Source organism: Clostridioides sp. LIBA-7678, from assembly GCF_056716065.1.
The window spans coordinates 1,485,307-1,496,972 of record NZ_CP196987.1 but is presented as its reverse complement, the minus strand read 5'-3'; the positions used below and the strand labels follow the sequence as shown (position 1 = coordinate 1,496,972).

Here is an 11,666-nt window from a genome sequence, read left to right as displayed (position 1 = left end):
ATACTAAAATGTTTTATATAATCTATCAATAAAATATAATGCTTTATAAAGTGTATCAAATCTATCATTTCCCTTTATCATAGTGCATCTCTCTTTAGTTATAGAACCTATCTTATTACATGCTCCTCCACCTACAACATATAAATTCTCCGTTTGACCTGGCGTATAGTCTTTTATATCACAGACTCTACATTCATTTTCTTTGTAGTTCCAACTAATTATCTGTGCTAGAACTTTATCAACTTCTCCCTCATAAACTATTGTATGTTTATACATCTTACTCACTCCCCCACTATTTTTTATCTTATCTTTAAAATCTACCCACAATTTCGGACTATCAAGCATCTTACGAGGACAATATTTTTTCTTAGCATCATAGTGTCTAATTACTTTATCTGCACTAATATTTAAATCTTTCATTAACTTTTTAGTTAAGTCTATTGCATTTTGTCTTGCTTTTGTATAATTGCCATCTCTATTTACACATATTTCTATGTTTATACTATTATAGTTTGTAATTCCTGCAACTAATGCAGTTCCATAACTTTTACCAACCGCCCAAGCTCCATCTCTATGGTCCAATGTTTGATATATTACTTTATCATCTACATAGTAATGAACACTTGCTTCTAAATTACCTGCATTTAATGCTTGTGCATGTCTTTTAGCATCTGCTCCTTTACTCTCGTTGTCAGTCTCATGAATTACTATAAATTTAGGGTTATTCTTATTTTGATAACACTTTTTCTTTGTTAGCATCTTTATTATATCTACCATTATTTATTTTCCTCCTTTAATTGTTTGTAAGTTTTTGATTTATACCTATTGATATACCCCAACAAATTACACCTTGTAATACTGAGGTTGGATTTAATCCTAACATCCATATTGAGAAACCTATTCCAAGTGCTAACAACACTACTGGAATATATTTATTATCTAGTTGTTTATATTTTTTGTACCCCTTACCTATAATAGAGAGAGCAGCTACTAAAATTAGCAACTGCTCGGGTATAAAACTTATTAAATTATCCATTTATTTTCCTCCTAATTAAAATATTCCTCTCTGTATTGCAAATATAAAGAATCCTACAAGTGTTGTAATCATTGTTCCAATTAGCCACTTTAACATGCTTGTAAGTGAGTTTAAATTCTCACATAATGCCTTTAACTCTGCTTTAGACTCTATATTTGCTATCTTTAATTCGTCTATTTCTTCTCCATGCTTATTTATTCTTGTTTCATGTCTTTTTAAATCTGCGTTGAAAAGTTCTTCATTCATGAAAACCTCCTAATTTTTTGCATTAAAAAAGAACCCTTGTTAAATAAGAGTTCTCTCATCTAATATATTGTTATACAATGCTTGCAATATCTATTTGCTCTTCACTTACTATGTTACATATGGATGGATGTTTTGCATCCCCATTTTTATCCAATAGTTTATAAACAATTTTACAATCGTTGTACTTTAAAATATCAATAACTTCTTTAATTCTTGTCTTATTTCCATCGTTTGAACCCCAAGCTATATAAACTTTCTCTGAGTTATTTATAGCAGATTTAATCCATTTATCATTTTCTTTTTTACCTAATATTTTTATATTACCTGTTACTTTATCACTATTTGTTTCTATATAAGAATATAAATTAACTATATAAATACCACCGTATTCCCTATTATCAACTAAATAATTTATTACTTTCATACTTGTATTGTCATATTTATATTCGTTAGCTGAACTTGGATTAAGCAATATAATTGATGCTTTAGGTTTATCCTCATCCCAAATACGTTTTATCAAATACCTATGTTTTTGGTCTTTACTAAAAACTACCTCACTTTTTATAGTTGATTCTCTAATATCTAAATCTTCATTCATAATAAATATCCCCCTTTTTAAATTAATTATAATACAAATTAACCCAATAAGTGTAAATAAAAAAAGGAACATTACCTATAGCGTAGGTTTTGCTCCTTCTAATGCTCCACTATTTTTTATAATATGATTTTCAACTGCTTTTCTATACTCTGTGTTAGTTACATCATCTAGTTGAAATTCTTGCTTTTTCAACGGATTCAGTCCTTTATTTAATATTCTTTCTGCTAATATTCTTACTACAACATTGTTTATATTCATTATAATAATCCTCCTACCTTCTCATTTTCATTTAGTAAAATCTGATTTTCTAACTCTTGTATTCTTTTTTCTTCTTCTGTTAATTCTACTTTTATTTCCTCTAATATAGGTTCTCTTGTCTCCACATTTATACCAACAATCCTGTATTTAGAATAATCTATAGAATTGTATTTTATTTCCAACCAATCAACTTTCATATTTTTGTCATATGGAATTAAATCTCCTTTTCCTTCTCCACTTTGAAATAAAATTTTCCCTTTGTTATCATAAATTATTAGTTTTCCTACTTCCATATCTATGCCTCCTGTCCTATAGCCAACCATTGTACTTCATAAGTATCTCCTGAAGCTCCATACAGATGTATAACTGTCTCTGTAGAAATTCCATCATCTAATTCTTTAATATAAAAATCTTTTAACTCTGTTCTCACATTATCTTTTTTACCATAAAAAATATATTTAGAAAAAGGACTTTTAACCCAAATTGAAAGCCGTCTATAGTCAGCATAAACAAAAACAACAAGTGGCACAAAATTTAGTTGTGGTAAATTCACACTCCATAAGTAATAATAATCATCATAAAATCTACCTTTAAATGCACTAGCTGTACCACTTGCTTGTCTTAAATCTTTTATACTACTGACTTTGTTTATCATATCTTGCAAACTTTCTATACTGTTTGTTACAATACCCTTATTAGTTATGTTACTCGCAAGTGTATTTTTTAATGTTTGTGTTTTTGTTTTAGTTGTATCTAATTTATCTGTCCCTAAAAATGGACTTCCCAATGCACTTGCTATATTATTTTTACCTATCTGTAAATCATTTTTTGTACTTTCAAATGCTATCATAAGTTCTCGTAAACTAGCATTATCAGTCAACTTTTCTGTCATATCTCCACCTCACTTATATCATATCTATTAAATTATTTGCTATTGAAATTCCTTTTATTCTCTGTCCATTCACTTCTGTTTCTAAATTATTCTGTTTTTCTGATAATGTATTATAATTTCTTGCTAGTTGATTTAATGCTTCCTCTACATTGTCACTTTCAAATAAGTTATCTGTATCTTTTATAGTTGTTTTCTCTGCTGTTGTTTCTATACTATCTACACTAGTTTTTACCTCATTTAATGCACTAACTATATTTGTTTTCTCTGTTGTTTGAAGTAGTGTTGTATCTCCTATTTTTCCATTTATCTCTGTCTTAGCAGTTTTTATGTTACTTGTTAACTCCGTTTTAGTTGTATCAATTTTAGTGTCTAACTTATTGATATTTGTTAATATTTTTTCTTCATCTTTTTTAGTTAAAAATATCGCAGTTGGGTCAACGACTAAGGTCACTTTCTCTACATTAGATACCTCTATAATAAATTTTAAATACAAATCTTTCATAGCTCCATTACCAACTTTTGGCTTATATGTTTCAGGACTTTTACAAATTGCAATCATATCGCCTTCGTTATCTATAAGAGCCATTTCTCTAACTGTAAATCCACCTATTGAACCAGGTACACATGCTGTTGCAATAATCCAATTAGGATTATTTTCATCCTTGTCAAAAGCATTTATATTACCTTCCCAAACTTTATTTTTTAATGCTGTTTGGTCTTCTGTTGGATTGTAATAGCTTCCTCCTCCATCACCTGCTTGAATCTTCTCTAGTACTACTGATTTACCTAGCATTCCTGCGTTAGCAATCTTAGCCTTACCTATATTTGTAAGTATAGTGTAAAATTGTTCATCAGCCATTTATACCATCTCCTTTTGGATATACTGTTAATATTTCTGAACTCATGTTATGAGCTAATGCAAACTTAGCTTTAACATTAGCTTTTACTTCTTTACTTGAATAAGGATATACTGTTATTTCTTCACTCATAATTGTTGTTTGTGCAAAATAAGTTTTACTTTTTAATAAAGATACTAACTTATAACTTACAGATAGATGAGAAGGTTTTATAACATTTACTCTCTTATATAAATCTTCTAACTCTCTAGGAAAACCTTGAGTACTGGTTAATTCAACACCAAAAGTATATGGAGATATGTTTTCATTTATTTTTATATTTGCACCTGTATAAGATTGAAGTATCATTGACATTCTTTTAGGTGTCATAATATATTTGCTTTGGAGCTTAGCAATAACTTTTCTTCTTCTAGTCTCTATCGCTTCATCTAGATTAGTGGATAAACCTACTCTATTTTCCCAAAAACTCAATCCCCATGTTGCAGTCTGAGGAAATAATTGTAATTCTATTTCTTTATTTAATAAATCTAGATTATCAAATTCGCTTCCTATAGCTTCATATAAGCTTTGCATTATAATAGATTGCTCATATATCGGTGACAATGTAAGAAGCATTTCTCTACCTTTTTTAGAAGCTATCATCCAACCACCTCGTTAACTATTTCCCCTACTCCAACTACTTGGTCCTGCAATTTTATATTTTCTTTTACATCATTTATAGTAAGATTAGAAAAGTCCTGTATACCTTCGTCTGTCAACATCATAGAACCTACTATTGCTTGTATAGCATTGTATGAGACTGTTCCACCTAAATCAATCTTATCTAAGTATTTGTCTATCTTAGCTTAAGTATTTGTCTATCTTAGCTTTTAGATTGTTTAATACTGTTTCTTCACTAAAACTGTTACTAAAGCCCCGATAGGAGCTTTCCCATCTCTATTTTCTCCTTCTGATACATTTAATGGATATATATATTCTTGAACTTTATCTATTAATTCTTGTGTTGCTGCTTTCCTATTTTTATCTAGTATTAATACTTTTACTGTTCCTGCTCCAGCCCATTCTGAAACTACATAAGCATATCCAACTCCAGCTACTTCTTTAGCCCATCTTATATAATCTGAACTAGCTCCACTTAATCGGTCCTCTTGTTCTGACACAAGGACTCTTTCTCTAAAATGTTCTTCATCTTCTATATCTGTTCCGCCTTTGAAATCTTCTTTATTAGTAACAGATTTAATCCCATTAATAGAACCTAATAAAACAGTTGCAGTATTTTGAGATACATTTCCTATAATTCCAGTTTCTCTACATTCTGCTTTAATATCTACTGTTTCATTTTCTCCTATAGTCTTAGTTTCAAGAAGCTCAAACTCTATACTCTGCTTTTCATCAGTTGCAACAGTAGTTACTATAATTCCTTTTGTAATTATAGTTCCTTGTATGCCTATAAAAGTAATAACTCCAACCGATTTAGTTGGTTGATTTTTAAATACTCCTTTACATTCTCCCAACCATTCTAGGTATTCTCCATAGCTAGTTTGAGGAAATGCAATCTTTAAATTATTTTGTAGTCCTAGTTGTTTTAATTCCGCTATCTGTTCTGCTGTAGGTCTTGTTGCATCATAAATAAAGTCTCCTTCTAGTGTGTTCACATCTTGAAAGTTGCTTAACATTCTTTCATGTATAGTGTCTTCATCTTCTGTCAAAAATACTGGTATAGGTAGTTCTCTTTCCATATAATCACCTACCTTTTTATGTTTACATCTATAGTTATATTTTCATCATCTATTGTTAGTACATCAAATTCATAATTAACAAGCCTACTATTTTCAAGCCAATTGAATATAAAATTACTCACTTCTTTTGTATATGGATGAACTAAAATAGTTTCTTTTATTAACCTAGATATTTCAAGTTCTTTAGCACTTTGGGATAAGTTACTAGCAATTAAATCTTTTATTTCACTTCCATAAATGCTTGTATAAGCTGACCGTTTGTATCTAGGTGTTAATATAGCTTTTTGACACCATTGTTTGTATGCCTGTACCTTGTTACATTTTTTAAATGTTCCATCTGCATTTTTGACAAATTCACCTTTTATAAAATCAAATAAAAAAGAACCCTTTAGGTCCAGTTCATTTTCATTATTATTTTTTAATTCTACAGTTTCAAAAGTTTCATTCTGTGGAAATAGGTTTGGCATTTACAACCCTCCCAATTACTACAAATTCAGCCCCCATAATAGCTACTAATACATTATCACCTATAGTCAAGGGTTTCAACTCTTTTGGAGTTTCTATTTTATGTTTATGTCTATATTCTGCACCTAACATTTCATCTGAAAGAGTAAAATAATCTTCTTTCAATGTTAAATTCTCTAATACTAAATAGTCCTGTATTTCATCTTTATAGCCACTTACTTTAAGACCATTTTTTGTTATTTCTGCAAGTGAACAACCCATTCCAAAGACTCCATCATTAACACTCTTATTCATTTTTTCTTTTAATATTCTAGCAACTCTATTGAATCTAGCATCAGTCATTGTTATAAAATTTCCTCCTTATATAATCTAAAGTTCCTATATTGAGCTTCATTTTTGGTATAGAGTCTAATGTATGAGTAACATCTATAACATAGTATTCTTTTCCTTTTAAACTTACCTTATCACCTACACGTATTCTATTTATATCCACTGCACAATCTACACTTATTGTTTCCTCTCCACTATTGAACATTGCTTCTGCTGCTTTCTTAGCTTCTTTTGCATTAGTTATCTTTTCATCTTGTTTAATCTTTTGTAGTGTTCCATATTTGTCTGAATCTTTTTTATATGTTCCAATTACAGATGCTTTTGTATTTTCATCTTTACTTTTGCCTAACACTTTTACACTTGTTACTGCATCATTAAAACTACTTGTAAAGTTTGCATTTTCTAATATACTATCTAATTTATATACATTTGCATTAGTTCCAAGCTTAAATAATTTCAGCTTATTATCCATCCTTACCCTAAATAAGTCTCCACCCTTACTAGCTGTTTCTTTTAAGTCTTTTTTAATCATATCTAGTATGTTAGTCTTATGTATTACTTTAGCAAGTTTCTTCCCTGTGTTGGCTAAATTGTAGTAAGGTATATTCCATTGCTTGCAGTAATATTCAATTCTCTGTGTTGCTGTATTTTCTTTAAAACTATATTGTTCTTCTGATTCTTCCATATAGACTGTTCTTTCTCTACAAGACAATGTCAGTTTCTTACTTTTTTCACTTCTTCTAGTTTCCCATATGACTCCATCAAAGATTGTTTCTTCTTTTTTACTCTCATATGCTATATCAATTAGAACTATTTTATCACCTTTTTTAATATTTATATCTTGAAGTTGCTTAGGCTCTACTAATGATACATCCATCTTATATGCAACTCCATCTATAGCTTCTGAAAGAGTTATTCCCTCGTTAAAATTTTCAATATCATATTTTCCATTTAATATTATTTTCATTTGCCAGATATCACCAACTTTTGTCCTTTTTTTATTACATTTGGATTTTTACCAATAACTTTTTTATTTTCGGGTATATTATAAATCTCTTTCCACCTTGAACCTTTACCTAAAAATTTCTTTGCAATGTTCCACAATGTATCTTTAGATGTAACTGTATATATTTTAGATTTAGTTTGAGTATTAGGTCTATTGTCTTTTAAATCTGTTTTAGTATTGCTTTTAGTTTCTTTTTTTAATGTCTCTATCTTCAATTCCCTATAAGTTCTAAATGTTATCTCAATGTCTCTATCTTCTTCTCTTCCTGCTGTTTGAGTATTGCTAAAACTAGATATTGTAACTAATCCATTGTAACCAAAACCAGTTATAATAAGTCTTAGAGGTTCGGCTTGGTCTATCCATTTTTCAAGCATTGCAACTATTTCAATTGGATTTTTTAACTCGCTATATCTGCAATAAGAAGCATCATATAAGTTTGGTAAGAATGTCTTGAATGATATTTCTCTTATCTTCTCTCCTTCTTTTTTAATGTCAAATTCACCTAAATTCACTATATCAACAGTTTCAAATCTTTTTTCTTTTTTTATAGATAAAGAATCTTGTGGATTAACTGGAAAATGAAAATCTATTTTTTCTTTTTCATTTTTTAGATATATGTCTATTACCAAACTATCACTTCCTTTCTAAAATATTTTTGAACATTACACCGCAGTTTTCTTACCATATATTCACCTTCTTTGATTTTTTTGTATAAAAAACACCTACCTTTTAAGTAAGTGTTATTTATAAACATTTATTTTTAATTACTATAAGATTTTTTGGATGCACATAGTCATTATAAAACCCTTAGAATCAGTATCACTAAAATCATTATTACTATAGTTTACACACTACATAGTCATTATAAAACCTTTTCTAGTAAATTGTTATACGACTTTTTGAAGAACTTTACATACCACATAGTTAATATAAAACTCTTCCCCCCCTCCAAACCATAATTTATTTATAATTCTTTACATACCACATAGTTAATATAAAACGAATATAAGGAGGTTTAGATATGAATTGTCCAGTATGCTTTACATACCACATAGTTAATATAAAACAATGTTAGATGAAATATAAAGAAAAAGATGTCCCCCTTTACATACCACATAGTTAATATAAAACGAGGGAATAAAATGGAAGAACTAATAACTCAATTGAGCTTTACATACCACATAGTTAATATAAAACTATTTTATATCAAAATACAAGCCAGTTTACAACGATCTTTACATACCACATAGTTAATATAAAACTTTAGATGTCCCATATGTTTTGTGCAATAGATTAAACTTTACATACCACATAGTTAATATAAAACGCGAATTATACAAAAGAATAATACAACACTCAGATATCTTTACATACCACATAGTTAATATAAAACGATAAATATGAAAAAATGTCAACAACAAGAATTGCTACTTTACATACCACATAGTTAATATAAAACTCGTGGGTGTGAGTTTTGTATTGTTCAAGAAAAAGACTTTACATACCACATAGTTAATATAAAACGAGAATATGAAGTATTGCTAAATACAACAACAATTTCTTTACATACCACATAGTTAATATAAAACTGGGAGTTATAACGAGGCTGGAGAATATTTTCAAGTCTTTACATACCACATAGTTAATATAAAACGAGAGTTTAGTTTAAAAATAAATGCTAATAAAAATCACTTTACATACCACATAGTTAATATAAAACTATAATATGCAGTACGAGCTATTTAAATCCATTTTACTTTACATACCACATAGTTAATATAAAACAAAGAGGCGATAGCTTTGAAAGATAATAAGAGGATAACTTTACATACCACATAGTTAATATAAAACTATAGATGGAAGTATCAGTAGTTCGAAAGATAAGCTACTTTACATACCACATAGTTAATATAAAACTGCGGATGCTCCTGCCGTTTTCGCTGAGAGTTCTGACTTTACATACCACATAGTTAATATAAAACTTAGAAATATAAGAAAATATGAAATGTTAATATTTACTTTACATACCACATAGTTAATATAAAACGAGTTATGGAATTGGTGATTGTTTTTAACTTTGAAACCTTTACATACCACATAGTTAATATAAAACGGTGAGTCTAGATGAATAATACTATATTTCCTTTCACTTTACATACCACATAGTTAATATAAAACCACCTCACTTACAAAAAATAAACCAAGATTTTTATCTCTTTACATACCACATAGTTAATATAAAACTCAAAACTTACATTAAATTAATTTCTGCCCACAAAACTTTACATACCACATAGTTAATATAAAACTCTTATACTTTGTTGCATATTACACCCCCAAATACAACTTTACATACCACATAGTTAATATAAAACATTTATAATGATGGATATACTATTGATTATCTTAGTCTCTTTACATACCACATAGTTAATATAAAACGAAAACGTTAGAGATTATGATGTTGCTTTTAACTATCTTTACATACCACATAGTTAATATAAAACGGTACACCTGGCTCTGGAAAATCACTTCACATGGCTACTTTACATACCACATAGTTAATATAAAACTGTTGCCTTTTTAGTGGAGTTATGTTATCCTATATGTCTTTACATACCACATAGTTAATATAAAACTACAGTATTAAATGCTTCTGCACCAAGAGTAGCTAACTTTACATACCACATAGTTAATATAAAACGAAAATGTGAGGGATTATGATGTTGCTTTTGATTACCTTTACATACCACATAGTTAATATAAAACTTATAAAACTGATTTAATTAAAACTATAGATGAATTCTTTACATACCACATAGTTAATATAAAACTTGCTACGTCAGTTGGTACTGCTTTAGAACCTGTCACTTTACATACCACATAGTTAATATAAAACCCCAAAATAAACTTAGCATTTACAATACTTACACATATATAACTTTCTCAAATTTGCAGTGAACCATGAGTAGTGCAATTGATAACGCTTATCACATTCCCTCAACACCTTACATTGCAACTGTTAAAGCCTACTTTATCACAAATATCGCTCACTGCAAAATTTCTATATTTTTATTATATCATAAAATTCAAACTATAAAATTAAAATGGAATAATTTATCAATTTAAGAGCACCTACATATTTGTAAGTGCTTACTATATTATCTATTCTAATAATACCTTTTTCTTTTTATTATATTCTTCCTGTGTAATTGCACCTGAGTCTAACAACTCTTTTAGTTTCTTTATTCTATCTAGTGGGTCAATTCCACTGTTTCGAATATAATTATTATCATTGTTTTTTTCTTGTCGTAGCTTTTCTTCTTCTTTAGTTTCAACCTCTTCTTCTCGAAAATATATATTTTCAACTTCATCTACATTATTTCGAATTTTGCTAAAATCTTGAATCCTAAAATGATTCAATATACCACCATCATCTTTTGAATAAAAATCAAAATAGACTGTATCTATTTTAAATTTTTTCACCTCATTAACTATTTCTTTTATAAATTTTTTACACTCACCTAAATCTTTAAATTTTTCGTTTTGCAAACTTAAATCAACAAGCATCCTCCCTCCACCTTTACTGACTTCTAACTCATAACGAGAACCTTTATATTCTTGAGGTATTAATGGTTCTAACTTGGCTTTCAAATCTTCTTCACTTATTTCTATACCATATTTTTCTTCTTTTTCTTTTTTCCTTCTTTCATCCTCTTCTCTATTTGCTCTTTGCCATTCTTCTTTTTTAGCCTCTTCCTCTTTCATTCTTTGCTCTTCTCTAATAGCTCTTTCCTTATTAGTATCAGCTACTAAATCATCCCAAATTATGCAAAGATGTATTGTATATGCAAATAAAACACAAAATAACATACACATTACCTTTTTCTTTTTTACAATTGAATAAATAAGTAAAGCAAAAGCTATAATTAAAAACACATATTGCGTATAAGCAAGTACTATCATTATTAATAATATTATTGGTATTGCCTTCCACATAATAAATTCCCCCATAATTACTCATCTCAAGCAATATTATAACATAATTTGGCAAAACAAAAGCACCTATCATTTAAGTAAGTGCTTTCTTATTTACAATTTTTACAATTAGATTTATTCATTAATTTAGATTCATTATCATTGTTTATAATAATTAATGTTAAAATTTTTTTATTGTGGTATAATAAAAGCAAGAAGAACTACAATCTATTTGCGGTAGAGTGAAGTTCTATAACTGAA

Annotated in this window: 15 protein-coding genes, 1 pseudogene and 1 CRISPR repeat array; all 16 genes and pseudogenes read right to left on the bottom strand. The window is 28.5% G+C overall.

Going from position 1 to position 11,666, the window contains the following annotated elements:
* Nucleotides 1–3: 3 nt before the first annotated feature.
* Nucleotides 4–777, bottom strand: coding sequence for a peptidoglycan recognition protein family protein (locus ACTG46_RS07235; protein WP_479923833.1), 774 nt, complete (start codon nt 775–777; stop codon nt 4–6).
* A pseudogene (locus ACTG46_RS07230) lies at nt 777–1,036 on the bottom strand (phage holin family protein). The gene ACTG46_RS07235 and the pseudogene ACTG46_RS07230 overlap by 1 nt, the downstream one beginning before the upstream one ends.
* 15 nt (nt 1,037–1,051) lie before the next feature.
* Entirely contained in the window at nt 1,052–1,282 is a 231-nt protein-coding gene (locus tag ACTG46_RS07225; RefSeq protein WP_021385516.1) for a hemolysin XhlA family protein, read from the bottom strand.
* 70 nt (nt 1,283–1,352) lie between these two features.
* Complete coding sequence (locus ACTG46_RS07220; protein WP_479923832.1) at nt 1,353–1,880, bottom strand: DUF1643 domain-containing protein; 528 nt, start codon at nt 1,878–1,880, stop codon at nt 1,353–1,355.
* A 75-nt stretch (nt 1,881–1,955) separates the two neighbouring features.
* Complete coding sequence (locus tag ACTG46_RS07215; protein WP_479923831.1) at nt 1,956–2,138, bottom strand: hypothetical protein; 183 nt, start codon at nt 2,136–2,138, stop codon at nt 1,956–1,958.
* Nucleotides 2,138–2,431 carry a hypothetical protein gene (locus tag ACTG46_RS07210; protein ID WP_479923830.1) on the bottom strand — a complete coding sequence of 98 codons (294 nt, stop codon included), beginning with the start codon at nt 2,429–2,431 and terminating at the stop codon, nt 2,138–2,140. Before ACTG46_RS07210 ends, ACTG46_RS07215 begins: the two co-directional genes overlap by 1 nt.
* A gap of 2 nt (nt 2,432–2,433) precedes the next feature.
* Complete coding sequence (locus tag ACTG46_RS07205; RefSeq protein WP_479923829.1) at nt 2,434–3,030, bottom strand: hypothetical protein; 597 nt, start codon at nt 3,028–3,030, stop codon at nt 2,434–2,436.
* Between the two features lie 13 nt (nt 3,031–3,043).
* On the bottom strand, nt 3,044–3,889 hold the full coding sequence (locus tag ACTG46_RS07200; RefSeq protein WP_479923828.1) for a phage tail protein: 846 nt from the start codon (nt 3,887–3,889) through the stop codon (nt 3,044–3,046).
* Nucleotides 3,882–4,529: a YmfQ family protein gene (locus ACTG46_RS07195; RefSeq protein ID WP_479923827.1), complete on the bottom strand. Its 648-nt coding sequence runs from the start codon at nt 4,527–4,529 to the stop codon at nt 3,882–3,884. Before ACTG46_RS07195 ends, ACTG46_RS07200 begins: the two co-directional genes overlap by 8 nt.
* Nucleotides 4,526–4,648: a hypothetical protein gene (locus tag ACTG46_RS07190; RefSeq protein ID WP_479923826.1), complete on the bottom strand. Its 123-nt coding sequence runs from the start codon at nt 4,646–4,648 to the stop codon at nt 4,526–4,528. The genes ACTG46_RS07195 and ACTG46_RS07190 overlap by 4 nt, the downstream gene beginning before the upstream one ends.
* A 117-nt stretch (nt 4,649–4,765) precedes the next feature.
* The gene (locus ACTG46_RS07185; RefSeq protein WP_479923825.1) at nt 4,766–5,626 is read right to left on the bottom strand and encodes a baseplate J/gp47 family protein; all 861 of its coding nucleotides are present in this window, start codon (nt 5,624–5,626) and stop codon (nt 4,766–4,768) included.
* An 8-nt stretch (nt 5,627–5,634) separates the two neighbouring features.
* Nucleotides 5,635–6,093, bottom strand: a complete 459-nt coding sequence (locus ACTG46_RS07180; protein WP_479923824.1) for a DUF2634 domain-containing protein — start codon at nt 6,091–6,093, stop codon at nt 5,635–5,637.
* The gene (locus tag ACTG46_RS07175) at nt 6,068–6,433 is read right to left on the bottom strand and encodes a hypothetical protein (RefSeq protein ID WP_479923823.1); all 366 of its coding nucleotides are present in this window, start codon (nt 6,431–6,433) and stop codon (nt 6,068–6,070) included. Before ACTG46_RS07175 ends, ACTG46_RS07180 begins: the two co-directional genes overlap by 26 nt.
* Nucleotides 6,426–7,388, bottom strand: coding sequence for an XkdQ/YqbQ family protein (locus ACTG46_RS07170; RefSeq protein ID WP_479923822.1), 963 nt, complete (start codon nt 7,386–7,388; stop codon nt 6,426–6,428). Before ACTG46_RS07170 ends, ACTG46_RS07175 begins: the two co-directional genes overlap by 8 nt.
* Nucleotides 7,385–8,056: a LysM peptidoglycan-binding domain-containing protein gene (locus tag ACTG46_RS07165; protein ID WP_479923821.1), complete on the bottom strand. Its 672-nt coding sequence runs from the start codon at nt 8,054–8,056 to the stop codon at nt 7,385–7,387. The genes ACTG46_RS07170 and ACTG46_RS07165 overlap by 4 nt, the downstream gene beginning before the upstream one ends.
* A gap of 213 nt (nt 8,057–8,269) precedes the next feature.
* Nucleotides 8,270–10,326: direct repeats of the CRISPR family, unit length 29 nt; unit sequence CTTTACATACCACATAGTTAATATAAAAC.
* Between the two features lie 266 nt (nt 10,327–10,592).
* Nucleotides 10,593–11,426, bottom strand: a complete 834-nt coding sequence (locus ACTG46_RS07160) for an SHOCT domain-containing protein (RefSeq protein ID WP_219673651.1) — start codon at nt 11,424–11,426, stop codon at nt 10,593–10,595.
* Nucleotides 11,427–11,666 lie beyond the last annotated feature (240 nt).

Coding starts and splice junctions, on each gene's coding strand:
- ACTG46_RS07210 (WP_479923830.1), bottom strand. CDS start 2,431: ATGGAAGTAGGAAAACTAATAATTTATGATAACAAAGGGAAAATTTTA.
- ACTG46_RS07170 (WP_479923822.1), bottom strand. CDS start 7,388: ATGAAAATAATATTAAATGGAAAATATGATATTGAAAATTTTAACGAG.
- ACTG46_RS07160 (WP_219673651.1), bottom strand. CDS start 11,426: ATGTGGAAGGCAATACCAATAATATTATTAATAATGATAGTACTTGCT.
- ACTG46_RS07220 (WP_479923832.1), bottom strand. CDS start 1,880: ATGAATGAAGATTTAGATATTAGAGAATCAACTATAAAAAGTGAGGTA.
- ACTG46_RS07175 (WP_479923823.1), bottom strand. CDS start 6,433: ATGACTGATGCTAGATTCAATAGAGTTGCTAGAATATTAAAAGAAAAA.
- ACTG46_RS07185 (WP_479923825.1), bottom strand. CDS start 5,626: ATGGAAAGAGAACTACCTATACCAGTATTTTTGACAGAAGATGAAGAC.
- ACTG46_RS07195 (WP_479923827.1), bottom strand. CDS start 4,529: ATGATAGCTTCTAAAAAAGGTAGAGAAATGCTTCTTACATTGTCACCG.
- ACTG46_RS07200 (WP_479923828.1), bottom strand. CDS start 3,889: ATGGCTGATGAACAATTTTACACTATACTTACAAATATAGGTAAGGCT.
- ACTG46_RS07215 (WP_479923831.1), bottom strand. CDS start 2,138: ATGAATATAAACAATGTTGTAGTAAGAATATTAGCAGAAAGAATATTA.
- ACTG46_RS07205 (WP_479923829.1), bottom strand. CDS start 3,030: ATGACAGAAAAGTTGACTGATAATGCTAGTTTACGAGAACTTATGATA.
- ACTG46_RS07190 (WP_479923826.1), bottom strand. CDS start 4,648: ATGTTGACAGACGAAGGTATACAGGACTTTTCTAATCTTACTATAAAT.
- ACTG46_RS07235 (WP_479923833.1), bottom strand. CDS start 777: ATGGTAGATATAATAAAGATGCTAACAAAGAAAAAGTGTTATCAAAAT.
- ACTG46_RS07180 (WP_479923824.1), bottom strand. CDS start 6,093: ATGCCAAACCTATTTCCACAGAATGAAACTTTTGAAACTGTAGAATTA.
- ACTG46_RS07225 (WP_021385516.1), bottom strand. CDS start 1,282: ATGAATGAAGAACTTTTCAACGCAGATTTAAAAAGACATGAAACAAGA.